This window comes from Mucilaginibacter gossypiicola (genome assembly GCF_900110105.1).
GTDB classification, from domain to species: Bacteria; Bacteroidota; Bacteroidia; order Sphingobacteriales; family Sphingobacteriaceae; genus Mucilaginibacter; species Mucilaginibacter gossypiicola.
Map to the genome: position 1 here is coordinate 209,095 of NZ_FOCL01000007.1, position 24,802 is coordinate 233,896.

A 24,802-nucleotide genomic window follows, 5' to 3' on the forward strand; every position below is an offset into this window, starting at 1 on the left:
ACAACGAACACCGACAGTTTAAGCTTAACCTTTTGAATGCTGATTTGTATGAGGTTAGACTTGTTGGTTTACCGTTTGCTAACACTAAACCCATTCATGAAATTTCTATTATTTAATTTGAAAACAGCTTTTGTGTTTTTATTTGCACTGTCACTATTGTTTGCAGGCTGTAATGAAACTAAGCCGGTTGAAAAGACAGAATCGGTACCGATTAGGCCGGCAATTCAAGACATAGTTGATAGTGTAGCAAAGTTTAACAGGTTAGATAGCTCGGCAGTCGGTTATGCAGGTATAAGAACCATACAATGGATTCGCTATGAAAAATTAAGCAAAACGGCGACGTTGCCTGAACTGAGGGCTCTTACTCGTCATAAAAGCGCTGTGGTTAGGTGTTACGCATATGATGCTTTAACCGCCAGAAAAGATACTGCGGCCTTTACCATTCTTTTAGCTCATTTACAGGATACAGCGATGGTGTCATCTTTTATTGGCTGTGTAATTTCCCGGGAACAAACTGGTGTTTGTTTTCTGAATTCCGTTACTCGATATGATTCAACATACACCGGCTATAAGCTTTCACCAAAGCAAAAATCAACTATAGATAGTATTTTGCTGTTTGATAAACGTATAACTTTGTCCGTCAAATATGATCTGCTCTTTCATTTGAAACCGCAGCCACAATACTATACCCGCGTCAGAGAAATTGCTGTAAATGAAAAGACGCCAGTAGCGATATGGACTTTATCTCGGTATAAGAAAGCAAATGATATTAGCGTTATTGTAAAAGCATTTGATAATATCGAAGCCGAAGACTATGCGATTCGTTCAGCAGCGTCAAACCCTGATAGCAGTTTTTATCCAATGTTAGCAGAAATTTTTGAACGTGAGTGGAATGAGAAGTCTTATGATTATCAAAAATGGCGATTACTCTATGCGGCACTGGCCCGCTATCCCAAAGCTCCGCAAACTTTAGCATTTTTTAACAGAACAATTAAAACAAAGGACGAGTTCAGGTATAAAACTTTGGCTGCTGATCTTTTAATAGCTATAACTAAATACCCTGCCCCCGTTTTTGAGCCATTAAAAAAGTACATTAAATTAGATGAGTATTCGATGGAAAGTGTTCACGAGGCATTAAATAACGCAGAGTAAACACCTTCCAACCGCCGGATCTCAGGTCGGCTATTTTCTAATTATTTAATGCGATCTATCCATCCATACCTGGTAACTCGCTTTGCCATCGTTACCTACCGAGTAAAACGGAATTGCAATAAGCGGCTGTTTAGTACTTGGCGAGGTGATTTTTATCTTATTGTAGCCATTTGCCCGGTTTTTTTGTTCTGATTGAAATACTGCATTTTCGGTAATGCTGCTTTCAGAAAGCGGTGGATTGTTATTCGCTTCAAAAGCATAAATTATGGGGCCGGCGGCAATGGCTAATTTATTATTTAATTCGGCAACCTGGGCGTTCGGGGTAACAATGCGCGGCTGCACAGGTAGGTTCAGGCTGATTTTATCACCTGCCTGCCATTTACGTGTTATAACTGCATAGCCTTTTTCAATATGCATAGGATATGCCTGGTTGTTCACTGTAAGTGTTATTTGCCCATCAGATTTGGAATTATACAAACCGAATGGGTTTTCCTTACCCGTAGCCCAGCCAGGGATGCGTATATGCATGGCGAAATTGTCGGCCTTAGCCGGGTTAACATTGATCTGTACTTTGCCATTCCATGGGTAGCTGGTATACTGGCTGATGGTCACTCTGTTCGGGCCATTACCTATATTGGCGCTACCGCCTATAAATAAGTTTACATAAACGCCTTTTTGTTTATCTGTAGCGTAAATGAAACCCGGTAACGCTCCAAGCATTTTCAATATCATAGGCGGGCAGCAAGGGCAGCTATGCCATACCCAACGCGGGTGGTCAGTTGCTATTAGCGGGTTTTCATAATTATAATGCGCACCATCAAGAGAGATACCCGAAAGGATATTGTTGTAAAGTGCGCGTTCAAACTCGTCCATGTATTTACCATCGGCCTGCAGCTCGTTCATGCGCTGACTAAAAAAGGCCGCACTGATAGATGCGCAGGTTTCAAGATATGCCGACTGCGGCAGGTAATAATCCTTGCCAAATTTTTCATCATCGGCAATAGCACCCTGCCCGCCTGTAATGAAAGTGCGTTTGCCAATCATGTTATCCCAATACCGGTTAGCGGTTTGGATATATCGAGGATCGTTATCATAAGCTCCAATAGCTGCTATAGCTGTGCCTAACAGGGTTGCGCGCACGGCATGGCCCTCAATGGTTTGCTGCGTAAATACCGATTGGTCGTCCTGGTTATAACTGCCGTATACCTGTCTTTTGCGCAAACCATCCGGGTCGGCAGGTATACCCCGATGCTCGATCCAGTATTTTGCTATATGGAGGTAAGCATCAGGGGTTACCGGGGCGCTTATCTTGTTGGCAAGCGCTGGTTGCGCCTTAAAAAGAAGGTAAAGCTTGAAAAAAGCCTCCTCAGGGCCTGCATGGCCGGGGATGAGGTTGAGTTTTGGCGCATCGCCCATTACTTTGCACATATAGTCGGCCATTTTAACCGCTACATCTAAAAGTTTGGTTTTGCCCGTTGCATTGTAATAATGTATCCCTGCCTCTGTCAACATCCCTGCATTGTACAAATCGTGCTGCCAGCGGTCATCGCCTCCGTTTGTTCCCCAGCGTTGTGTGGGGCGGTTCAGTGTGGTATAGGTATTGATGTATCCCTCCGGATCAGCAGCTTGTGCGGCAGCAATGCGGTCAATGTAAGCATCAAGCTTTGCTTCTAATGCTCCGTCGGGATACGCAACCAACAGATCGGCAGCACCACGAATACTTTCATAAACCAAACCATCGTACCATGGCGGGCCGTCACTTTCGCCGGTATTTTTCTTGCCTTGCGCAACCCGGTCGAAATTAAGGAACGCATTACGTGTGCGGCCTGTCTTTTCTTTTTCCTTTATCAGGTCTTCACGGTCGGCTCATAATTTCCCTCCAGTTTATTCAGCACATCGTAAACAGTAACGATATGAATAGTATTCAGCTTTGGCGACCAAAAGGCATCTTTTATCGTAACGTGTTGTATATCTACAGGTGTAAGCTGTTGTGCAGTGGCAGTTGTACTGAATGTTGCAACAGCTATAGCGCTTGTTAACAAAGATTGCAGGGTTGTTTTCAGTTTCATTTGGTGTTTATCGGTTAAAGCGTATTATAGTATAAGAGGCAGCGGGTAAAGTATAATTAATTACATCGCCGGGCCAGGATATATGGGTTGATTTTGGACTGATCAGCGTTGGTTGCGCCGGGGTATTTACCTCTTTTAAATCTCCCGTAAGCTGCATTATTGAAGCCTCTTTATTACGTTTTTCAAAGCCACTTAATTTAATATCGGCTGTTACCGGTTTTGCAGCCGGATTTACAACATGCAGCACTAATTGTTTCCTATCTTCACTAAGTGTAGCGCTAACATCAATTTGCCCGGTGGTTGTACTTGCGATGTTTAAAGGCAGGTGATTGGCAGATGCCATTTGCTGTGCATAAAAAGGGGGCATGCCCCAAACCTGGGATGGGGTGAAAAACACCTGTCCCTGGTCCCAGCCATTGTCATTTTGTCCTAAAGGTTGCAGTGCATTTGCTGCGCATGAGGTAAGCACAAAATCGCCGTGCCGGCGTACAGCATTTAATGTACTGGCATGGCCAAGTGCCCTTGATATGTCATGGCGGCCACCATTTTCTTCAAAGATGGTGCATTTGAGGTGGGTATTGGGGTTCCATGCGGTAAAGATCGCCTTCATCCGGGTTAGCGAGCTATCAACCTTAATTCCAGCATCGGGATTGTCAGCGTCTGTGTGCAGGTCCCAATAATTGGCTTTGCCATCTATCGCCTTAAAAACTAACGCCATGTTCGGTGACTCGGAACGCCACCATGCCGAACAGATAAATTTTAAGGTAGTATCTTTTGCGTGCATGGCGCTTTGCAGGAGATTAAAACGTTTGGCATAGTGCTCATACTCCGATTTTATATCGCCGTTAAAGATCACCTCTTCGTTACCAATCTCAATATATTTTATTTTGTATGGAGCCGGGTGGCCATTGGCAGCACGTTGTTTGCCCCATTGGGTAGATGCATCGCCTTTCAGGTATTCCACCATATCGGCCATGTCTTGTGGTGTTTCCTCAATGTTGATGGCAAATGCCGGCTCAAAACCTGCTGCCTCGCAAAATTGCAGAAACTCTTCAATGCCGAAACCGTTAGTTGAATAAGGATACCAGTGCCCGGTATAAGGTGGCCGCTTATTCCGTGTCCCTATCATCTTTTTAAAGCGATAGCCGGGAGCGTTAACCATGGTACCTCCGTATCGTAAAAAGTTAAGCCCTTCTTGTTGCATAGCTGTTCCGATATCGGCGCGCAATGGCAGGCTCTTAAACTGCTCCTGTTTGCACATGAGTGTTACGTGGTCTACCCAAAGCTTCCCTTTATTATTTATGCTGATAACAAATCGGGCTTTTGTATCGCTTTGCAATGATTTTATTGCAAAAGGGTATGACATCCAACCCGATGTTATATTTGTAATTACCTGCGTTCCGTAAACCTTTTTGCCATCGGCACTTTGTAGTGATAGGGTTACTCCGCCTTTGAAACCTTCGGCTTTCATAAATAAGGAGCCGGCGTAAATATTCCCTTTATGCAACGCAATTCCCCAGCGGTATAAGCTCTTATTGGCGATGCCGGCTACGCCTTTAGAGCCGTTGTGTGTAATTATTTGTGATTGTTTGCCATTATAGCTATCGCTGGTATCTAACGAAAATGAACCTGCACCGCCAACGTTTACAGCATCCCACGCACCACTTACTTTTAGTGTTGGTTCTGCGTGAAAATTTTCGGTAGTAGTTTTTCCTTTAGTTGTGATAGTTAGATTTTTATAGGTTACATCTGCATTGTATGTTCTGAGTCCAAAACTTCCTGCAGGCAAAATATCTTTATCATCTGTTAAAGTGGCAACTGCCGGTTTTTCATCGTTTAGATAAACCTTAAATACATTGCCGTCATTTTCTACCTTAAGCTTTATCCAGCTTTTAAAATCGATGGAAAGTTTTGTTTCACTTATTGGAGTCCAGTTGTTATGATGCTTGCCGAATACCAGCACCCTTTTATTCGGATCGAGACTGATTTCGTAGCCGTCAAAATTATCAGCGCTTTTATTTGCGTTGTTCACGTTAACCACTATGCCTGCATTGTCATTCCGCAGGCCAAATTTTATCAAAACTTCTGCGGTGTATGAGGTGCCAGGCGACTGCTGTTTTATTAGTTTAAACCCCTCGCCGGCATTTACGCTTATACTATTTTCACCCGGTTGCCAATAACCGTCATAGCTTTTCCAGCCAGAAATAACCGGTGGTGCGGCAGGTTCCTCAAAGCTTTCTCCAAAAATGCGCTGATCGTAAAGGCCGCCGTAGATTTCGTGGTTAACATCTTCGATACATGCCCCGTAAAGATTAGAAGGTACGCGGTTAAGCACCCGTGAAGCGTCGACTGTTATTTGGGCCTGTTGAGCGAAGGTAACAAGGGGTAAGGCAAGCAAAGCGAAGAGATAAAGCCTTGCGGTTGAGGTTTTCAAAAGCATGCAGGATGTGAATAATTGTTATGTTTGTTGGTAATGCAGTGCAAAAATGTAGGATAGTGGGGCAATTATCTTATACTGCATTACCGAATTGTAACACCATATTGATATATGAAGTTTTTTCAGGAGAAAATATTGCCGGGCGACAGGCTTTTCGTAGTTAAAGAGGAAACTTTTCCTTACAACGATTTTCCATTGCATACCCATACGGAGTATGAAATTATATTGGTGATGAAAAGCAGGGGTACCCGTTATGTTGGCGATCATATTGCAGATTTCTTCCCCGGTGATCTGTGCCTTTTTGGGCCAAATTTACCTCATACCTTTTATAATAAGCATATGCCTGCCGATAGGGAAGTACACCAGGTTGTTATTCAGTTTGATGAAAACTGCCTTGGCGCCGGCTTTTTTGAAAAACCGCAATTTGCCGCAATAAAAGATTTATTGCAAAGGGCGGGGCATGGGTTAACCTTTACCGGGCCGGTACGTGACCTTGCCGAACAAAAAATAAAGGCCATGGTAAATGTTGACGAAGCCGAAGCTGTTGCGGGCCTGATTAGTGTACTGGGTTTGCTTGCCAGGTCAACAGAATACGAAGTGCTATCGGTACAAAAGCAAATAACTGCAAGTGCACAGAAAGATACCGCCCGGATGAATGTTATTTACCATTACCTGCTGGATAACTTCAGGAGCGATATTGAGCTTGAGGATATTGCTGCTATGGCTAACCTTACGGTTCCGGCGTTTTGCCGGTATTTTAAGCAGCATACCCGCAAAACACTATCCGAATTTGTGAACGATCTGCGTATTGGCTACGCCTGTAGCTTGCTGCAGCAGAAAGAGCTTAGCGTTTTGCAGGTTTGTTTTGAGAGCGGTTTTAACAACATCTCTTATTTTAACCGCCGCTTTAAAAAGCAAACAGGAGTGCCCCCGTTGTCTTACCAGAAAAATAATATCCGTGGGTATTCTTAAAGTACCCTGTTATTAGGGGATATTATTTAACAGAAACTTAGCATATGCTATATTTTATTTAAAAATGAAGGAGGGAATTAATTTAATATTTATTAGTGTTTTAAATACAATTAATTTATTTTCGATATAAATTAATTGTATATTGGCACCGTTATAACCTGAAATTAATTTATCTTTTAGTATGTATTGCGCGCCTGGCGTGTGTAAACGTAAACAAAAGCCTGAATTGATTAATTTTTGCATTTAATTAAATGTGATTTACACGCTTATAGTGCTGTGCATGAGTAATGCCGGTAAAGGTGATTTTATCTTGAATGAAAAGGCTTAGTGATCATACGGATATTCAGTTGACGGAGCTCTTCGGGCTTGGAGATATTGATGCGTTTGAAGAAATCTATAACAGGTATTGGCTCAAGCTTTACTCTGCCGCATATAAACGCGTGAAGGAAAGGGAAACCGCACAGGAAATTGTGCAAGACTTTTTTACCAGCTTCTGGATCAACAGGGAACAGGTAAAAATTCAGACATCGTTACAGGGCTACCTTTTTACTTCCATCAAATATCTTGTATTAAACTATAAGAGGGCCGAGGCTGTGAGAAATTCATATGCCGAGATTTTGCTGATGGTGAATAACAGTTTTGATAATTCAACAGAAGAGAATTACTACTACAAAGAATTATTGGAACGCGTTGAAACAGAGGTAAATCAATTGCCTCCAAAATGCCGCAATGTATTTGAACTAAGCCGCAAACAATACAAAACCAATAAGGAAATAGCCCAGCTGATGGGTATTTCAGAAAAAACCGTCGAAAACCATCTTACCAAAGCATTAAGATACTTAAGGGTAAATCTTAACAGTGTGCTTTTACTGGCTTTCCTTTATCTGCGGAAATAAGTTTTGACCGTATACAAAACTGCTTTGCAGCGTGGCCCGATTATGTATTGCGCCGAATGGAAAGACAACGGCGGAACAGTGAGCAATTTAGCAATACCTGCAAATGCAACATTTAAACCGGTTGTTGAACCAGGCTTATTAAATGGCGTAACTGTTTTAAAAGGACAGATACTAAGTGAAACTAAAGGCGAAGCTGCCAAAAAGGTAGAGCTTACCGCCATTCCATACTATTCATGGGCTAATCGTGGTAAGGGCGAAATGACTGTTTGGTTCCCGGAAGTAAATGCTGCCACTAAATAAACCAATGAAGCCTCAGCAACTCTCCCGCAAAAAATTAAGATGGTTCAGGGTAATTGCATTTTGCATCCCGGTACTCATTTTATTGCTTGCAGAAGTATTGCTGAGGCATTTCAATTATGGGCATGATACCAGTTTGTTCATCAGATATCCCGATGATCATAATTATTGGGTGATCAATAAATACGCGTCCGAAAAATACTTTACGGATACTACCAACGCTACCAAAGGTAATATTGAGCCTTTTAGGGTTGAGAAGGCAAAAAACACGTTTAGGATTTTTGTGCTTGGTGAATCAACCACAGCCGGGTACCCGTACCTTCATAATGGTTCCTTCCATCGTTGGTTGCAGTATAGACTCATGTATACTTATCCCGATGTTAATTTTGAGGTTATCAATGTATCGCTCACCGCTGTAAACTCATATACTGTACTTGATTTTGGTAAACAGGTAGTTAATTACCAGCCCGATGCAGTACTGGTTTATACCGGCCATAATGAGTATTATGGTGCTTTGGGAATTGGTTCAACCAGCCATATCGCCAATAACAGGTTTTTGGTACAAACGGTACTTGCACTTAAAGAGCTGCGGTTGGTGCAGTTGGTCAACAACGTAATCTCTGGTCTAAAACCAGCATCGTCGAATCCCGATCAGCGCGAAAACCTGATGAAGCGTATGGCGCAGCAACAGGCTATACCTTACCAGTCTGAAGCATATAAAGCTGGGATAGCTCAGTTTAAGAGCAATATGACCGAACTGTGCCGGTTTATGCAAGATAAAAAGGTGCCCGTGTTTTTGAGCACATTGGTGAGTAACGAAAAAGACTTGAAACCCTTTATCAGCGATGGTTCTGATACTTCGGCTGATATGTTGCATGCCGAGGCAAATGACTCGTATCAATCTGGTAAATATCGGCAGGCAAAACAGGAATATGTTAAGGCAAAGGAGTATGATCAGCTACGTTTTCGCGCACCTGAAGCCATGGACGGAGTTATAACAGAGCTGGCCAAACAATATGGCAATGTACATTTGGTAAACGCGCGTACTGTTTTCGAGCAGCATTCGCCAAATGGCATTCTGGGTAACAAAACGCTGCTGGAGCATGTGCACCCTAATTTATATGGTTATGCGCTGCTTTCGGATGCATTTTATCAATCCATAAAAAGCGCCGGACTAATTAAGGCTCAGGCTGATCACGAACTGAGTTTAACTGAATTACTGAGCCGGATGCCAGTAACCAAAGTTGATTCGTTGTATGGTGCCTATACCATCATGATGCTGGAAACCGGCTGGCCATTCAATAAGCCTATCCCCGCGGGGTTTAAACGCGGCGATGATATTACAGCACAACTGGCGGGCGCATTATCGGTAAACCGGATCAGCTGGCTGGATGCCATGGATCAGTTATTTAAATACAGTATGAAAACGGGGGATAAAAAAACAGCTCTGAAAGCGGTGGAAGCGGTGATGCTTGAAAAACCTCAAAACACTACCTATTCCATTTATGCAGGTAGGTTAAGCTTTGAGCTGGGCGATAATGATGCGGCTGCTTTTTACTTTAAAAAAGCTTATGAGCTTGATCCATCGTTTGCCAATACGCAAAATATGTACCTGGTATTTTTAAAAAGCGATCAGCCTGCAAAGGCTACGCCCTATATTGAATCGGCAATACAACAGCATCCCTCAGATATTGAACTGGTGAATTTAAAAAACATAGTAGCAGAGATTATCCGGCTTAAAAATACAACAGACAAAGCAGCTTACAAGCAAATAGCGGCCGATTATCATGCCGTTGGTGCCGATGAAGCAGCCATAAAATATAAACCGCAATGAATGATAAAGTACTAAACCAAAAATTTGGCCTTATCGTTGGTGGCGCATGTTTAATGTTAATGGCATGGCGATATTTTGCTCACCACCAGTTGATAATCTGGTTATTAGCGGCAGGCATTATGCTTGTATTAATTGCTGTGATCATTCCTCAAATATTAACACCCTTACGATTGGTGTGGGATAAAACAGGTAATGTTTTAGGGCTGATCAATAGCAGCATCATCTTGTTTTTGCTTTACTTCCTGGTCATTACCCCGGTAGGTTTTATCATGCGGATGCTTGGTAAAAATAACCTTGATTTAAGATTTGCCCCCGGAGTTCCCACCTATTGGAAATCGGCAAAGCAGACTGAGCACAGTTCAATGAAACAACAATTTTAATAATATGGCCATGGAAGTAGTTACTGAGTTTTTGATGTTCCTGAAATCCAGAAAACGGTTTTGGTTATGGCCACTGTTTATCCTGCTGTTTTTGTTAAGCCTGCTGCTGGTTTTAGCACAGGGATCGGCATTGGCGCCTTTTATTTACTCCTTGTTTTAGGCAATGTACATTCTTGGTATTTCGGCTTACTTTCATGATAGTGCAGCTTGCTTGCTCAAGAATGATCACATTGTGGCAGCAGCACAGGAAGAGCGTTTTACCCGCAAGAAGAATGATGAAAGCTTTCCGCTGAATGCCATAAAATACTGTTTGGTTGAAGCTGGGATCTCATTAAACCAGGTAGACCATATTGTTTTTTATGAAAAACCATTCCTGAAATTTGAACGGCTTTTAGAAACTTACCTGGCATTTGCTCCTTCGGGTTTTATTTCATTCATGAAAGCCATGCCGGTATGGCTTAAAGACAAGCTATTTCTGAAAAAGAATATTACCCAACAATTAAAATCCATCGATGAAAATTGGGATACGAAAAAGGCAAGCCTTTTGTTTACCACACATCATCAATCGCATGCTGCATCGGCTTTTTATCCTTCTCCATTTAATGAGGCTGTTATCCTTACTGCAGATGGTGTAGGGGAGTGGACAACAACCTCTGTTGCTATTGGTACAGGCAATAAAATAGAGCAGGTTAAAGAGATTTGTTTTCCGCACTCAATCGGACTGCTTTATTCGGCATTTACTTATTATCTCGGCTTTAAGGTTAACTGCGATGAATATAAGGTGATGGGCCTGGCACCGTATGGTAACCCCATTTATGTAGATCTGATATTTGAACACCTTGTAGATTTAAAAGCAGATGGCTCGTTCAGGCTGAACCTGCGGTATTTTAACTACTGCACTGGCCTTACCATGACGTCATCACGATTTGATAAACTATTCGGGTATCCCGCACGAAAGCCAGCTGAAGCGATTTCGCAATTTCATATGGATATAGCCAGTTCCATTCAGGTTGCAGCAGAGCGCATCATGCTTGATTTAACTTCAGCTTTGTATAAAGAATTTCAGCTTGATGATTTGTGTATGGCCGGGGGCGTGACTTTAAATTGCGTTATCAACGGTAAAATAATACAGCAATCGGGCTTTAAACGGCTATGGGTTCAACCTGCTGCCGGCGATGCCGGCGGTGCTTTGGGGGCAGCTTATGCTGTTTACTATGAGTACCTGGGTAATGAACGGGAAGATGTTGAAGGTGCAGACAAAATGCAGAATGCATTGCTCGGGCCGTCTTTTAACGCGGATGAAGTTAGGACGCGTTTCATTGCCAATAACATCCGGTTTGAAGAATTAGAGACAAAGGACCTGCATGAAAAAGTGGCTGCATATATCAATGAAGGTAAAGTAGTTGGTTATTTTAAGGGGCGGAGCGAATTTGGTCCGCGGGCTTTGGGTGCAAGAAGCATCCTTGCCGATCCGCGAAGAATGGACATGCAATCGGTACTAAATCAAAAGATCAAGTTCAGGGAATCGTTCAGGCCGTTTGCACCTGCGGTTTTACAAGAATATGCACCCGCTTACTTTGATTTTGAGGGATCAAGTCCTTACATGCTGATGGTTACCTCGGTTAAACCGGAGTTGCGGATAGCCTCTTCGCCGGCAGGTGAATTACTAAAAGGATTTGACCTGTTAAAAGTTAAAAGATCGGATCTCCCTGCAGTAACCCACGTGGATTATACCGCCCGGATCCAAACGCTGAACCGCGAAAGCCATCCCGACTTTTATGATCTGATTACTGCATTTTATAACTTGACGGGCTGCCCCTGCCTGGTAAATACTTCGTTTAACCGTATGGACGAACCTATTGTGAACTCGCCACAAGATGCCATAGACTGTTTTTTAAATACAGGTATCGATGTTTTAGTCATCGAAAATTTCATGGTTGTTAAATAATTTGTATCCTTTATTTGGAGCTTGATTGTGCGCTCTGCCAGGCATCATAAATCTTCCTTTAACAAATGCATACATCAGGGCACCGGATGTATGCAAAGATTGACAAGTCGCGGTTTTCTTCATAGTTACGATATTTCGTGATTTTTCGCTGCTGGGTTGTTTTTAACTGATTGATAATTAGTATGTTAATTAAATGGCACGGTAGTTAGCTAAAACTGGCAGATCTGTATTTTACTACGGTAAAGTGTTGATTATGAATTGAGTGCTCCTTCTCAAAATGAATCAATAACCTGATAACACTAAAAACTACACCATGGAAAAGAAAAAAGAACTAACCGCCGGTACTATCATTATTGCAGCAATGGTTTTATTTGCAGCGCCTGTTTCGGGCCAAAGTACTGCCTCTGCAAACACGCAGGGCTCTGAAGCTATCCGCCCGTTTCATGTAAATTTTCCTGATGCTGATCTGGCAGACCTTAAGCAACGCATTAAAGCTACAAGGTGGCCCGACAAAGAAACAGTAGCTGATGAAACGCAGGGCGTGCAATTATCAACCATGCATAAACTCGCCGATTATTGGGCCAACGAATATGACTGGCGCAAGATAGAGGCAAAACTGAATGCCCTGCCCATGTTTATCACTAATATCGATGGCGTAGATATCCACTTTATTCATGTGCGTTCGAAACAAAAAAATGCCCTGCCCGTCATTATTACTCACGGTTGGCCCGGATCTGTTATTGAACAACTGAAAGTTATAGGCCCGCTTACAGATCCTACTGCTTTTGGAGGGAAGGCTGAAGACGCTTTTGATGTAATTATACCTTCTTTACCCGGTCATGGTTTTTCCGGCAAACCCACAGGCACAGGCTGGGATCCGGTTAGGATTGCGCATGCCTGGGTTACGTTAATGAAAAGACTGGGGTATGCTAAATATGTTGCACAAGGTGGTGATTGGGGGGATGCTGTTACGGAGCAGATGGCATTGATAGCACCGCCTGAATTGCTTGCTATTCATGTTAATATGCCTGCTACTGTTCCCGCTGATATTGCAAAAGCACTGAAATTTGGAGATCCGAAACCAGCCAACCTTTCACCCGATGAATCACGTGCATACGACCAGTTAAATTTCTTTTATGCACACGGTTTGGGTTATGCTATTGAAATGGCTAATCGTCCGCAAACTCTTTATGCATTGGAAGATTCGCCGGTTGGACTTGCTGCATGGATGCTTGATCACGATGCCGCCAGTCAAATGTTGATTGCCCGTGTTTTTAACGACCAGTCGGAAGGGCTTACAAAAGAGGATATTGTTGATAATATCACTCTTTACTGGCTAACCAAAACTGCAATTTCTTCGGCCAGGCTTTACTGGGAAAACAAACTTGTTTTTTTTGATCCTAAGGGCATCAAAATTCCGGTAGCAGTAAGTGTATTTCCTGATGAGATCTATGCCGCTCCCGAAAGTTGGGCAAAGAAAGCTTATGCTAACCTGATCCATTTCAACAAGCTTGAAAAAGGCGGCCACTTTGCGGCATGGGAGCAGCCAAAGGCGCTTACAGAAGAACTTCGTGCTTCGTTTAGGTCCTTGAGATAATTGGCTGTTGCATGTCCCATCAGGGTCTCACGCAGGTTTAAGTTTACCCACAAATTCACCAACCTGAATTTCAATAGGAAGCATCTACGGAGCCCAAAAATGTCTCCTTTAACACTATAAACACGTGGCCCCGATGGGGCTGATAATATTTATAGCATAATGAATATGGCTGACGTGCCATGCGGCCTCAGAGAGGCCACGTGTTTATAGTGAAAATTTAAAGAGATATTGGACTCCAGCGGAGTCTCGTGATCGTAAACTTGCTCTCCAACCATTGCTTAGCGCACATTTAAATTTTATGGGTAAACTTAAACCTGCGAGAGACCCTGAAGTTTACAAAAAGCCTTACTTTTTAAGAAGGTTGCAAAATTTGATCATGGATTGTTGGCTGATACTCCAATCCGGAGCTTTAATATTGCCCCAGGCTTTAGGATTGTCATACAGATTAAAATAGCAAACGCCAAATACGTGAGGATTGGCATTTATTGTTTTTGCTGCATCAATAAGCCATTTGTCCTGGAAGCTTTCTGATCCTTTTACACCAAACTCTGTTACAAATAAGGGTTTATCAAGAAATCTCATCCTGAAATATTTTCTGTTGAATATGGTGCTAAAGGCTTCCTGTTTCTCAGGGTCGGTAATGTTTTTATCCGGCAAACCATAAATGGCTATACTGATAAAATCCACAACATCGCTCCCTGGCCAAAAATCAGCAGAACCGCGATCGCCGGCAGGCCCCCATACCTTTTTTACATTTTTACCAGGACCTCCATTAAATTGCATAAAATATCTAAAGGCGTTGATATAGGTAACCGGCTCCTGACTTTGCCATGCATACCGGTGTATCGGAATTTCCATTTCATGCATCCATCGCAGGTAAACTGTAGTGTTGGTAGCAGAAATTATTGCAAATAGTTTTTTGATCTGTTCGTTATAGCGCCCTTTTAATATGCTCTCCAAAACGGCAGTGTCGGGTTTGCCGGTTATATCCCGCCAGGGCTCCATGGTTACAATTACCTCGTGGTGGCGATTAATAGCCTCTGTGAATTTTTTCTCAAAATCGCCCCGTTCCAATTCACCCCAATCGGTAAAAATGTGCTCTACGTTAATTTCCGGTTGGTTAAGCAGCCGTTTGTTTGGGTCAAACACACCGATCTTTAATGAGGTTCGATTGGGTTTTGCCTTAATGCTGTCTATATAATTGCTTTTGCTATAAATAGTACTGCTGTAAGTTGTAACTAAATTCTTTTGTTCATTTAGCCAACTGTACTGAAAATCCGTTTTGCCCTTATCACTGCCAATAATTAACACTGGCTTGCCAATAAATCGCAGGCGATGCAGCTTATGCTTTAACATGGCGGCAGTTGTTTGGTCATGCGGGTAAAAGTTAGTAGTGAGCTCAGACCAACTGCCAAGTGTTATGCTTGCATAGTCAACAGTTTTGTTTCCCGGCCAATATTCAGTATCACCGGGGTATCCTGAAGGGCCCCAAACAATTTGTACAGCAGGTGCATGGTTTTTTATCTTTTTTGAAAAATAATTGAACGAATTAATATAGTCGTTAGGAGATTTAAATTGCCATGGATAAACACCGGCAGGCACTTCCATATCGGGATTCCAGCGAATAAATACTTTGTGGTTGCTTTTAGCTACCATAGCGGCCAATTTATTGAACTGATTATCAAATCGGCCCTTAAGTACTTCCGTTAAAACATTGTTTGTGTAATCGGGGCCTTTAAGCCAGGTTTCTAAAGTGATCAATACGTCTCCTTTAGTTAATGCTGCTTCCAAATCTCCATAGTTTGACCATAACGCGGTATTTGTTAATACCCCTCTGTAACATGAGATAGCTTTGACAGGCAAGGACTTATTTAAGTTGGTTGGATCAAATGCAGCTAATACCTGTTCGTTGCTACGGTAGTAACTATTCACCAAATAACTCTTAAAAGAAAAACGCATGTTTAGAAGCAGTATAGCTGAAAATAATATGCCCAGGCCTACTGCTATATAAACTTTAGAGGATGTTTTTTTCACTTAACAATTAATTTTGAAGAGGTGTATTTAAAGTGGTATAGTCGTCGGTCATGTTATTACCTTTGGCGGCTACAAGATATATTCTGTATCTGTCGTCGTTTTGCGGAATTGTAACATTTATACTCGGTCCGTCCCCTAATTTTTTCATGTCGGTAGCATTGCCCCAGTTGTCTGTTTTGATCAGGTACCATTCAAATTTTAAGTCGTTTTTTAAATAACCCGCTATATTCCATTTGTTATATGAATAAATGAGGGCGTTGTAAGTCAACGAGGAGCCGGGAGTGGTTGTTAATGCCGGTTTTAATATTTTAACATGAGGCAAATTATAGTTGGCCACACTGCCGTGCCAGCGCTTGCTTATATTATACAGGTAGGGTTTATTTCGGCCCCATATGTCTTTTAAACCGTCAAGTGTAATAGCTACGCCGCTTTGCTGATCCTGCCAATTGGCATAAAAAGCCCCGCCGGAAGGTTCTTTGCCCGCAAGGGCCGTAGGATCGGCGCTGCTAAAGAAAAAAGGAGCTTTAAGGTCTGATTTAACAAATTTCAACGCATGCTTATTATTAATAATCAATCCAAACGCATCTATTTGGGGTATTTGCTCATGTAATAAACTTATAGTTGAAGCAAGTGTCGACGACGAGAATAGGTCAACTGTTAATGGCCTGCTTGGGTCTGCCTGTTTGATTGCCTTCGCCAAAGGCTTTAAAAAACTGATATAATGCTGTTGAGCCTGCTGCAGCTGTGCCTCCTGATAATATTGAGCCAGTTGCTGATAACTATTGTTGCCCAGGTTCCATGCACTAATTTGAGGATTTGATTTGTTTTTATTTACAATGTTAAGAATAACAGCGCTTTGTTCTTTTAAGTAGCTGGTATCATTTAGAAAGTTTGGCGGGTCCGGCATCCAGAAACTATAATGTATTTTTAAGTTCTTTTTATCTGCAGCTTCAAAAATGGAGCGGTCATAAATATTGGGCCCATATATTTTTATAGTATTTACTCCTGCTTTGCTCATATCATCAAAGTCGTCCATAATGATCTTTTTTGTGAGCGGAGTTATGTTTTTGTACCAATAGTTTCCCTTGGAGTAGATCACGCCTTTAACGGATGTGAAAAATGAAGGGTTTGCCAATATTTGTTCCTGAGCTTTTATCTCATTTACCGTATCGGCTAAAATATCTTTTTGAGCAGTATGATAAGATATTAAAGAAGGGCCTTTAACCACGCTGCCCGAATCCTCATCTGAATTTCGTGAGGCGTATATGCTTATACAAACCGCTAATACTGTAAGAATCAGGCTCAATTTCCTTACACCGCCATATATTCTTCGTCGCAACAACCAAAAATGTTTTTTGGCGTTCTGCACTTGCGAAACCATACTGAATAAGGTAGCGTGCCTACCCACGTATCCCTGGAACTTTAGTTCAGAACTTGCTATCAGCATAAAGATCATGAACAAGCAGTTGAGGCTGACTATCCCGGCCATAAAAAGCGTAAACGGACTCCAGTCGTCATGAAGGCCGTAAGCAATAGCAGCTACCGAAACTGCTAATACCACGATATTAGGAAGGTTATATCTTAAATTTTTTTCATCCTTAATATCCTTAGGGGTTGCAATATAAGGCACATCTTTTCTGATGAGGGTGTAAATAAATCCTAAAATGAATACCCACCAGGTACCAATAAGCAATAATCCTCCAACTACGTGAAATCCCCGCTCATTGTCTTCCATTACCCATTGCTGTACAAAATGTCTGATCAGGATAACGGCGGTTATAAAAGGGACACTAATAACCAAAAAATCAGAAAAATCCATCCTTAACGGAAACACATCCATAAAAAGGGATATGACAGGGATCAGGAAGTTAATAAGAAATACAAAGCCCGATAAGTAAAACAAAGGTAAAAGACCATAGTGGAGCTTTTGCCGCCAGGTAAATTTTTTAAATAGCTGAACATAGGAAGTAACCAGGAGCTCAAAAACTCCTCTCGACCATTTTAATTGTTGCTTATAATAGGCAGATAAAGTGGCCGGAACGAGCCCCCTTGTCAATACTGCCGGTACATAAATGGATTTCCATTTGCGTGCATGCAGTTGCATTGCTGTATGCATATCCTCTGCCAGTCCGGCGGCGTGGCCGCCAATCGACTCTAACGCCGTGCGCCTGAAAGTACAATTGGCACCTATGGCCTGAACGGTTCCATAGCTGTTCATGCACATCATCATCGGGCCGTAAAACTGGTAGGTTTGTTGTGCCGCGCCTTTCGCAATCCATCCAATGCGTTGGTTGTAATAAGCCTGCACTATTTGCACATAACCAATTTCAGGATTGTCAAAATGTGCAACTATCGGATCAAGAAAATCGGGTGTCGGTACGTGATCCGGGTCAAGGATAACACACAATTCTCCTGATGATTGAGCCAATGCATTGTTGATGTTGCCGGCTTTTGCATTTGTTTTTTTAGTTCGCGTGATATGGTGAACTCCCAGTTCCTGGCACACTGATTTCAAATACGGATCATCGGCTTCATCACATAGGTATGCCTGGTGCGGATAATGTATAGCTTGAATAGCGGTAAGCGTTTCAACAATCATTTCATATGGCTCACCTGCGCAAAAAGTAGTAAATATATCTACCGTATATTGTTTTGTTAGTGGTGGGGTGGTGGGAACGCTTATTGACCAGTAATGGTACCACTCATATAATATTTTGAAAAACGTATATATAAAGGTCGACATTAACAGCCAGTAAAGCGGCTGATAACCAATAACTGATTTTTTGAACAGGCTGTACGTGAAAAAAAGCATGCAGAACACGCCGATGAGAATCATCAACCTTAAGTAAAGCAGCTGTAATTTGCTGGGCGGTTTAATTAAATTGTTGTTCATGGATTTTTTAATACATAAAAAGGTGTATTAGAAGTGGCAAAAACTCCCCTTTGATTGTATACATAAACCAATATGCGATAAGGCCCTTCTTTGTCGGGTACCTTAAAGCTTAAATCGGATCCATGTTGCCTGATGATTAATTTCTCTATTTCTTTTGGCTTTTTTTCGTTAAAAGTGCCATTGGGTTTAAACCAATCCTCATGGAATATTTTCCATTTAAATGTTAAGCCGGTTGTATCCGTATTTTCAAAATATACTTTGCTGTTAACAGTTATAGCAGGTTGAAATAAAATATTGTCCCTGGCTCCCTTTCCATCTAATAGCATGTATTTTAATGCAGGGGCGCTGCTTGCTGTTTTCTTTCCGGTCCAGATGTACCGCATAACCTGAACCGCCTCGGTTTCGGCACCGTTTTCATCAAACATACTAAACCACGTAGGTGTTAGCTCTTGTTTTTGTCCCCAATAAAATACCATCGACCCCAGAAATCCCGGATCATTTACAGGCATGTACTTTTTGTAATTAGTAAGATATTGTTCTGCTTTTTTTGCACTTGTACTTTCAATATAAGCACCCCATGCGTTTCGGTTTTCTGCGAGCCAGGGACCTTCGATACCCCATTCTGTAATTAAGAAGGGCCCGTTCCAAAACCATTTGAAATTTTCAAGATCTTCTTTCAATGTTTGAATAGAGCCGAAAATATTGAATGATATAAAGTCGATTTTTGTACGTAACCTGATATTAACGATGTTTTTCTTTTGAAAGCTCATAATTGTCGTCGTCACCGGATGATTAGGATCCTTCTCGTGAATCATATCGACGATATCATTGAACGTTGCATAAAACCGGTTATATTTCGGCTTATTAGGAAATGCAAGCTCGTTACCCAGGCACCAGGTCAATAATGCCGGATGATTTTTGAACCGCTCAACTATATTGGCAATTTTATCTGCATAAATATTAGCTTTAGGGGTATTATAAAAATCTTCAAGGCTCTCGCTTGAAGGCATTGGCAAACCCACTACTACTGCTAAATGATTGGCTTGAGCCGAGTCCAGTACACGGCCTAAGTTTAATGTATCCCAAACTCTGATGGTATTACCTCCCGCCTCTGCCAATTGTTTCAGATTTGTAGAACCCGAAGCGCCTTTGATGAAAAACGGCTTTCCGTTACGGTATAATTGGTACTTCCCATTTACATTTTGAATGCAAACCGTAATTTTTTTAGCATTAACCTGTGGTGATTGATAACATGAAGAGAGTAAAAAACAAAATATGGAAAGGTTAAGGATTTGCGTAAAAAAAGTAGATTTCATAAATGATAGTTCGGCAGCACCTGAAAACTGGATAAAGGCTCCGTATTTTATTTAAGCCGCATAATGCGGTTTCTTGGCTGCGTTAGTTTTTTTATATTTAATCATATAAAACATCAGTGTATCCTGTATACGTTGAATATTGATAATAGTTGGAGTGTTGGCTAAAGAACCGGGATGTTTTTAACCAATTACATTCAAAATTATAAAAAAATACATTGTGCCCATGAAGGTTTCCGTCCACCAGTGGATTTCGCAGAGAATACTGATGTCTGTACCATGTGCACAGCGAATTGTGAATTGAAGAGTTTTATATGGGATACCCAGCGGGTGTAGAATCTAATTTATTGAAAGAACTTCATGTAAAAGTAATTTGATAATCAGATATTAAAAACCAAAGCTATGGAAATCAACAAAATTCTATTCGTTGTAACATCACATGACGAGTTAGGCAACACCGGTAAAAAAACAGGTTTGTGGATCGAAGAATTCGCAGCGCCTTATTACAAATTTCATGACATGGGAAAAGAAATAGTAATAGCGTCGCCTAAGGGTGGGCAGGCCCCTATCGATCCTAAAAGTGATCTGCCTGAAAACAGGACGCCGGCTACCATAAGATACTATAACGATAAAGAAACACAGAACCGGCTAAGCAATACGGTGGTATTAAGCAGTGTTTCTGAAAAGGACTTTGACACCATTTTTTATCCGGGTGGCCACGGGCCAATGTGGGATTTAGCAAATGATAACGATTCGGCAAAGCTTATTGAAGCTTTTTATCAGAGCGGCAAGATCGTAACCCTTGTATGCCATGCACCGGTGGCACTAAAAGAAGTTAAAACTCCCGAAGGGGAATACTTGATTAAAGGGAAAAGGGTAGCGGCATTTACCAATACAGAAGAGGAAGCCGCTCAGTTAACAAACGTGGTGCCTTTTCTTTTGGAAGATATGCTGAAGGAACGAGGCGCTAATTATCAAAAAGGCGAGGATTGGAAGCCCTTTGTAACCCGCGAAGGTCATTTGATCACCGGACAAAACCCAGCCTCTTCTGTTTTGGCGGTAGATACTTTACTTGATTATGCAGAACGGATGTAAATTGATGCTTTTGTTCAGCATAAAACTCAAATATTTGCCGGGATATTAAGAGTGCGAAATATCCCGGCAGGTATTGGTTGCTATTATTTAAAAGAACGAAAATCTGTTGCTGCCTGATTTAACTGAGCAACGCTGTTGGTTTGAGGGCCATTGTGTATGATGATCCGATACCTGAATGTTACCGATTCGCCTTTCTTTAATGTAAGGTTTTTCTCCGATTTGCCATTGGTGAAAATCTTTTCGCCCAGTGGATTAGCCGCAAACAGTCCATAACCGCGGGCATGCCAAAAAGTAGGATAGTTAGGGTTTTGAGGATGATCAATTATAGTAACGCTTACCGAATCGGTTCCCATTTTACCATATACCTTACACCATACGCCGCGTGTGCTCCAGGCATCATTGCCTGTTTTGCCTTCACTGGTAAGGTAGGTGCCGTTGGCTACTTTATCGGTGCCGCCTTTTACTATTGTTACATTGCCTTTATCATCGGTAAATTTCTGATCGGCAGGGTCGGGGATTTGCAGCTCGTGGGCCAGGCGCAGGCCAAGCATCCCATCTTTGGCATCTTTAAAAAGAGCATCCTTATCTGCAGTAAGCGTAGTTACACGATCAATGATACGTTCCTGGGCGTTGCCGCTAAATTCAAAACGGGTCTGCTCTTCCAGTATTACCTGCTTTTGCTGATCTGTCCAGTTTGCATGGTAGGCCAGCACTCCTTTTGCCCCGTCTTTTGTTTCCAAAATTTTGTCAGTACGGATCCATCCATAGCCAATCTTTTTAGCAGCCGGTATGGCGTAGGAGTTATTCCAGAAATCGAGCCCGTTCAGGTTTTCAAAATTAAACCATAGGCCAATATGGTGCGGGTGATCGGTAGGATCGCCGGGACGTGGAGCCAGCGGAAAACCACGGGTTACCGATGTGCCGTTTGCCGACCGCAAAGGGTATAGCACTGGTTTTTCCAAGGTATCGGGATACAGGAAAGAGGTAAAAGGTTTGCCACCTATCAGGATATCTATTTTATTTCCTGCTGATTTGACCAATTTTACCGGCTCGGCTCGTTGAGCATGTATTGTCATAGCAAATAAGGTGTTAGCGGCAAAAATACAAGCCCAGTTTTTTAATATTTTCATAGATAGTGGGGTTATTATATAAGCGTGTGAAAAGATCAATCATAAAAGCATCGGATTGTGCGATTCGCCTCTTAATGGCTATCGTGTGGACACATTTTTAAAGAAATGTCATTTCGATAGAGCAGCGGCGGACCGAGTGGTGGAGAAATCTTCTACATCAGGCTCTACAGCTATACCTGTAAAAACAGGGTGTAGAAGATTTCTCCTCAGCTCAACGCACAAATCCCACCCTTGGTTCGTCGAAATGACATTTTTTTATCAATGATAAGATTAAAAAGATGTGTCCACACGACAGATCTCAAAGGGGGATTTTTATTACTTAGCCTTAATATTTAAACACTTTCCCGTTAGCCATTACCTCCTGGGTTGCCTCATCAAAGGTAGCTTTATAGCCAGTATGCACTGCGGCATTGGTCATGATGTTGGCTATGGAGTGACTGTAACCGGCTTCAACAGGTGCATTGGGCTGTTTACGGCTGCGCACGCATTCCATCCAGTTGCGAACGTGGTTTGACGTTAATACATCGCCGCCGGTATTGGCTGATGCTACTACCTTTTCGGTATTGGCAAGGCTAATTTCAGGCAGCAGGTTGGCTTTCATGTGCATGGCATCTGCCATTTTTTGGGTAAGCCCCCCGGTAGGGGATACCGTGTTGGTAATGAGGTTAAGCTCTCCGCCATTGGAGTAGTAAATCTCTGCCGGGTGCTCATCGCCATTATGCATACGCGAGCCAAAGGTAACCTGGAAGCCGGTAGTGGGATCATTAAGCGGACCGTAATCAAACGCAGCCAGTATGGTATCCCAGTTGCGGCGTCCGTCTTTCCACATATAAATGCCGCCGTTGGCAACCACACTGCGTGGGTGCTTTAAGCCGGTAAACCAGTGTACTGTATCAATCTGATGGCTCATCCACTGCCCGGCCAATCCCGATGAATATGGCCAGAATAAACGGAATTCCAGGTATTTACGCGGATCAAATTCCTCATAAGGGCGGTTCATGATAAAACGCTTCCAATCAGTGTCCTGCTCTTTCAGTTGGCTTAACAGGTCTGGTCGGCGCCAGCGGCCGGGCTGGTTCACATTCCAGGTAAGCTCGACCATGGTAATTGGGCCAAACTTACCCGAGCTGATAAATTCATTGGCAGCATGATAATTAGCGCCGCTTCTGCGTTGTGACCCAATTTGCACAATTTTACCTGTTTCTTTTACCGCCTTTAACGCAGCCCGGTTATCTTCCATGGTTTCGGCAAAAGGTTTTTCTACATAGGCATCACAGCCGGCCTTTACTGCTTCAATGGTATGCCTTGCGTGCTGAAAATCAGCGGTGCTTACAAATACGGCATCAACCGTTTTGCTGTCATACAATTCTTCATTATTGCGGTAAGCTTTTACGTCATGCTGCATTTTATCTTTCCATAGGGCAGCACCTTCCTCACGCCGTTTATTCCAGATATCAGATACGGCTACAACTTCAAAATTGAGTTCCTTACAATGGTTCATGAAGCTGGGCACGTGCGAGCTTTTGTGCCTGTCTGAAAAGCCGATTACTCCAACCCGCACCCGGTCATTGGCGCCAATGATGCGTTTATAACTTTGGGCGCTCCAGCTTTTGGGCGTAAGCATAATTCCGGCCCCGGCCATTGCTGCCTGTTTAATAAAGGTACGGCGTGATTTTTCCATATGGTATAGTTTGGTTTACAGGTTATTTTTCATCAAAAATGTAGGTGCCATTAGGGGGCTGGTGCCTGTGCTTTTTGTTGATTTAAAGGTAAACTGGTTAAATGCCTGCGCTTATGCGCGGCTAAACCAAATATCGAGGAATTGAACTAAAAAGCAATAGTGTTTTTAACTGTTAATGTAACAATAATACTGCGCTGGAAAAGCTGATGCAGAATACACAAAGCAAAACGCGATAAATTGATTTTTAACATATCTGATGCCGGCTTACATGATAGCCCGATTTGCTCCGCCATCTACCTGTATTGTTGTCCCGCTGATATAGGCTGCCTGGGCGGATGAAAGAAATGCCACCAGTGCCGCAAATTCTTCAGGCTTGCCGATACGCCCAAGGGGGATGCTCTTTGTTTTTTCTTTGATTGCTTCCTCCGGATCTACGTTTTGAGGTAGCGTGTGTTTGATCCGGTCGGTTAAAATGAGGCCCGGTGCTATATTATTGACTGTAATTTCATAAGGGCCTAATTCGTCGGCCAGCATTTTCGCCATGCCTACTACACCCATGCGCATCGCGGTTGATAATACCGAGTTGGCCAATACAGACTTTACTGAGCCACTAATGATGTTGATTATCCGGCCGCTGCCTTCTGTTTTCATGAAAGGTAAAACCAACCTGGATGTACGGACGAAACTAAGCATATTTTGCTCAAATGCCTGATGCCACTGTGTGTCGTCAAAACTCTCAAACTTGCCGAATTGAGGGCCTCCGGCATTGTTAACCAGTATATCTATTTTGCCGTAAACGCTGCCAGCCTGATTAATAAATGAAGTCAATTGTTCATTATCGGTAACATCCACCGGGAAGCAAATTACTTCGTTGCCGGTTTGAGACCGGATCTCATCTGCGGCCGAATTCAATTCGGTTATATTACGGGAGCCGATGATAACTTTAGCGCCTTCTGCAGATAAAGCCAAAGCCGATGCCTTCCCTAATCCCTTACTTGCCGCCAGTACAACGGCTACCTTTTGATCTAATCCTAAATTCATAAGCAAATTTTCTTAAACGTAAATCTCCTGAAT

General features: G+C 42.4%; 19 protein-coding genes. 10 read left to right on the forward strand and 9 right to left on the reverse strand.

Annotated features, from left to right (window positions below; genetic code table 11):
* Nucleotides 1–96 precede the first annotated feature (96 nt).
* Complete coding sequence (locus BMX50_RS22595) at nt 97–1,152, forward strand: hypothetical protein (protein ID WP_091214366.1); 1,056 nt, start codon at nt 97–99, stop codon at nt 1,150–1,152.
* Nucleotides 1,153–1,197: 45 nt separating this feature from the next.
* On the opposite strand, the gene BMX50_RS22600 is transcribed toward BMX50_RS22595, so the two are convergent.
* The 3 genes from BMX50_RS22600 to BMX50_RS22605 are packed head-to-tail and all read right to left on the reverse strand — an operon-like array spanning nt 1,198 to nt 5,661.
* Nucleotides 1,198–3,003: a glycoside hydrolase family 127 protein gene (locus tag BMX50_RS22600; RefSeq protein ID WP_208864779.1), complete on the reverse strand. Its 1,806-nt coding sequence runs from the start codon at nt 3,001–3,003 to the stop codon at nt 1,198–1,200.
* A complete protein-coding gene (locus tag BMX50_RS34765; RefSeq protein WP_208864771.1) occupies nt 3,000–3,221 on the reverse strand; it encodes a hypothetical protein in 222 nt (73 codons plus the stop codon). Before BMX50_RS34765 ends, BMX50_RS22600 begins: the two co-directional genes overlap by 4 nt.
* Nucleotides 3,222–3,228: 7 nt before the next feature.
* Nucleotides 3,229–5,661 carry an alpha-L-arabinofuranosidase C-terminal domain-containing protein gene (locus BMX50_RS22605; protein WP_091214370.1) on the reverse strand — a complete coding sequence of 811 codons (2,433 nt, stop codon included), beginning with the start codon at nt 5,659–5,661 and terminating at the stop codon, nt 3,229–3,231.
* Nucleotides 5,662–5,769: 108 nt separating this feature from the next.
* Between BMX50_RS22605 and BMX50_RS22610 the strand changes: the two genes are divergently transcribed.
* The 8 genes from BMX50_RS22610 to BMX50_RS22650 all read left to right on the forward strand — a co-directional run bounded on the left by BMX50_RS22610 (nt 5,770) and on the right by BMX50_RS22650 (nt 13,582).
* Nucleotides 5,770–6,630 carry an AraC family transcriptional regulator gene (locus BMX50_RS22610; protein ID WP_091214374.1) on the forward strand — a complete coding sequence of 287 codons (861 nt, stop codon included), beginning with the start codon at nt 5,770–5,772 and terminating at the stop codon, nt 6,628–6,630.
* A gap of 314 nt (nt 6,631–6,944) precedes the next feature.
* A complete protein-coding gene (locus BMX50_RS22620) occupies nt 6,945–7,526 on the forward strand; it encodes an RNA polymerase sigma-70 factor (RefSeq protein WP_091214382.1) in 582 nt (193 codons plus the stop codon).
* 3 nt (nt 7,527–7,529) lie between these two features.
* The gene (locus BMX50_RS22625) at nt 7,530–7,826 is read left to right on the forward strand and encodes a hypothetical protein (RefSeq protein ID WP_091214385.1); all 297 of its coding nucleotides are present in this window, start codon (nt 7,530–7,532) and stop codon (nt 7,824–7,826) included.
* Between the two features lie 4 nt (nt 7,827–7,830).
* Complete coding sequence (locus BMX50_RS22630) at nt 7,831–9,657, forward strand: SGNH/GDSL hydrolase family protein (RefSeq protein WP_167668072.1); 1,827 nt, start codon at nt 7,831–7,833, stop codon at nt 9,655–9,657.
* Nucleotides 9,654–10,037, forward strand: a complete 384-nt coding sequence (locus BMX50_RS22635) for an SxtJ family membrane protein (protein ID WP_091214391.1) — start codon at nt 9,654–9,656, stop codon at nt 10,035–10,037. Before BMX50_RS22630 ends, BMX50_RS22635 begins: the two co-directional genes overlap by 4 nt.
* Before the next feature lie 10 nt (nt 10,038–10,047).
* Entirely contained in the window at nt 10,048–10,197 is a 150-nt protein-coding gene (locus BMX50_RS34620; RefSeq protein WP_091214821.1) for a DUF5989 family protein, read from the forward strand.
* A gap of 3 nt (nt 10,198–10,200) precedes the next feature.
* Nucleotides 10,201–11,985: a carbamoyltransferase family protein gene (locus BMX50_RS22645; protein ID WP_091214395.1), complete on the forward strand. Its 1,785-nt coding sequence runs from the start codon at nt 10,201–10,203 to the stop codon at nt 11,983–11,985.
* 313 nt (nt 11,986–12,298) lie between these two features.
* Nucleotides 12,299–13,582 (forward strand): epoxide hydrolase family protein, encoded by a 1,284-nt coding sequence (locus tag BMX50_RS22650; RefSeq protein WP_091214398.1) that lies wholly within the window; start codon nt 12,299–12,301, stop codon nt 13,580–13,582.
* 345 nt (nt 13,583–13,927) lie between these two features.
* Here the strand turns inward: BMX50_RS22650 and BMX50_RS22655 are convergent, their stop codons facing one another.
* The 3 genes from BMX50_RS22655 to BMX50_RS22665 are packed head-to-tail and all read right to left on the reverse strand — an operon-like array spanning nt 13,928 to nt 19,825.
* Nucleotides 13,928–15,616 (reverse strand): glycoside hydrolase family 26 protein, encoded by a 1,689-nt coding sequence (locus tag BMX50_RS22655; RefSeq protein WP_091214402.1) that lies wholly within the window; start codon nt 15,614–15,616, stop codon nt 13,928–13,930.
* 7 nt (nt 15,617–15,623) lie between these two features.
* Entirely contained in the window at nt 15,624–18,509 is a 2,886-nt protein-coding gene (locus BMX50_RS22660; protein WP_091214406.1) for a glycosyltransferase family 2 protein, read from the reverse strand.
* Nucleotides 18,506–19,825, reverse strand: coding sequence for a glycoside hydrolase family 2 TIM barrel-domain containing protein (locus BMX50_RS22665; protein ID WP_091214411.1), 1,320 nt, complete (start codon nt 19,823–19,825; stop codon nt 18,506–18,508). The genes BMX50_RS22660 and BMX50_RS22665 overlap by 4 nt, the downstream gene beginning before the upstream one ends.
* A gap of 399 nt (nt 19,826–20,224) precedes the next feature.
* Here BMX50_RS22665 and BMX50_RS22670 point away from each other — a divergent pair, with 399 nt between their 5' ends.
* Nucleotides 20,225–20,917 (forward strand): type 1 glutamine amidotransferase domain-containing protein, encoded by a 693-nt coding sequence (locus tag BMX50_RS22670; protein ID WP_091214415.1) that lies wholly within the window; start codon nt 20,225–20,227, stop codon nt 20,915–20,917.
* 83 nt (nt 20,918–21,000) lie between these two features.
* Here the strand turns inward: BMX50_RS22670 and BMX50_RS22675 are convergent, their stop codons facing one another.
* The 3 genes from BMX50_RS22675 to BMX50_RS22685 form a co-directional block, all read right to left on the reverse strand.
* Nucleotides 21,001–22,047, reverse strand: coding sequence for a DUF6807 domain-containing protein (locus BMX50_RS22675; protein WP_167668074.1), 1,047 nt, complete (start codon nt 22,045–22,047; stop codon nt 21,001–21,003).
* Nucleotides 22,048–22,372: 325 nt separating this feature from the next.
* Nucleotides 22,373–23,728 (reverse strand): Gfo/Idh/MocA family protein, encoded by a 1,356-nt coding sequence (locus BMX50_RS22680; RefSeq protein WP_091214420.1) that lies wholly within the window; start codon nt 23,726–23,728, stop codon nt 22,373–22,375.
* 264 nt (nt 23,729–23,992) lie between these two features.
* Complete coding sequence (locus BMX50_RS22685) at nt 23,993–24,769, reverse strand: SDR family oxidoreductase (protein ID WP_091214424.1); 777 nt, start codon at nt 24,767–24,769, stop codon at nt 23,993–23,995.
* Between the last annotated feature and the right edge of the window lie 33 nt (nt 24,770–24,802).

Excerpts from the sequence above, each read along its gene's own strand:
- BMX50_RS22595 (WP_091214366.1), top strand. The coding sequence starts at position 97 with ATGAAATTTCTATTATTTAATTTGAAAACAGCTTTTGTGTTTTTATTT.
- BMX50_RS34765 (WP_208864771.1), bottom strand. The coding sequence starts at position 3,221 with ATGAAACTGAAAACAACCCTGCAATCTTTGTTAACAAGCGCTATAGCT.
- BMX50_RS22605 (WP_091214370.1), bottom strand. The coding sequence starts at position 5,661 with ATGCTTTTGAAAACCTCAACCGCAAGGCTTTATCTCTTCGCTTTGCTT.
- BMX50_RS22610 (WP_091214374.1), top strand. The coding sequence starts at position 5,770 with ATGAAGTTTTTTCAGGAGAAAATATTGCCGGGCGACAGGCTTTTCGTA.
- BMX50_RS22620 (WP_091214382.1), top strand. The coding sequence starts at position 6,945 with ATGAAAAGGCTTAGTGATCATACGGATATTCAGTTGACGGAGCTCTTC.
- BMX50_RS22630 (WP_167668072.1), top strand. The coding sequence starts at position 7,831 with ATGAAGCCTCAGCAACTCTCCCGCAAAAAATTAAGATGGTTCAGGGTA.
- BMX50_RS22635 (WP_091214391.1), top strand. The coding sequence starts at position 9,654 with ATGAATGATAAAGTACTAAACCAAAAATTTGGCCTTATCGTTGGTGGC.
- BMX50_RS34620 (WP_091214821.1), top strand. The coding sequence starts at position 10,048 with ATGGAAGTAGTTACTGAGTTTTTGATGTTCCTGAAATCCAGAAAACGG.
- BMX50_RS22645 (WP_091214395.1), top strand. The coding sequence starts at position 10,201 with ATGTACATTCTTGGTATTTCGGCTTACTTTCATGATAGTGCAGCTTGC.
- BMX50_RS22650 (WP_091214398.1), top strand. The coding sequence starts at position 12,299 with ATGGAAAAGAAAAAAGAACTAACCGCCGGTACTATCATTATTGCAGCA.
- BMX50_RS22660 (WP_091214406.1), bottom strand. The coding sequence starts at position 18,509 with ATGAACAACAATTTAATTAAACCGCCCAGCAAATTACAGCTGCTTTAC.
- BMX50_RS22665 (WP_091214411.1), bottom strand. The coding sequence starts at position 19,825 with ATGAAATCTACTTTTTTTACGCAAATCCTTAACCTTTCCATATTTTGT.
- BMX50_RS22670 (WP_091214415.1), top strand. The coding sequence starts at position 20,225 with ATGGAAATCAACAAAATTCTATTCGTTGTAACATCACATGACGAGTTA.
- BMX50_RS22675 (WP_167668074.1), bottom strand. The coding sequence starts at position 22,047 with ATGAAAATATTAAAAAACTGGGCTTGTATTTTTGCCGCTAACACCTTA.
- BMX50_RS22680 (WP_091214420.1), bottom strand. The coding sequence starts at position 23,728 with ATGGAAAAATCACGCCGTACCTTTATTAAACAGGCAGCAATGGCCGGG.
- BMX50_RS22685 (WP_091214424.1), bottom strand. The coding sequence starts at position 24,769 with ATGAATTTAGGATTAGATCAAAAGGTAGCCGTTGTACTGGCGGCAAGT.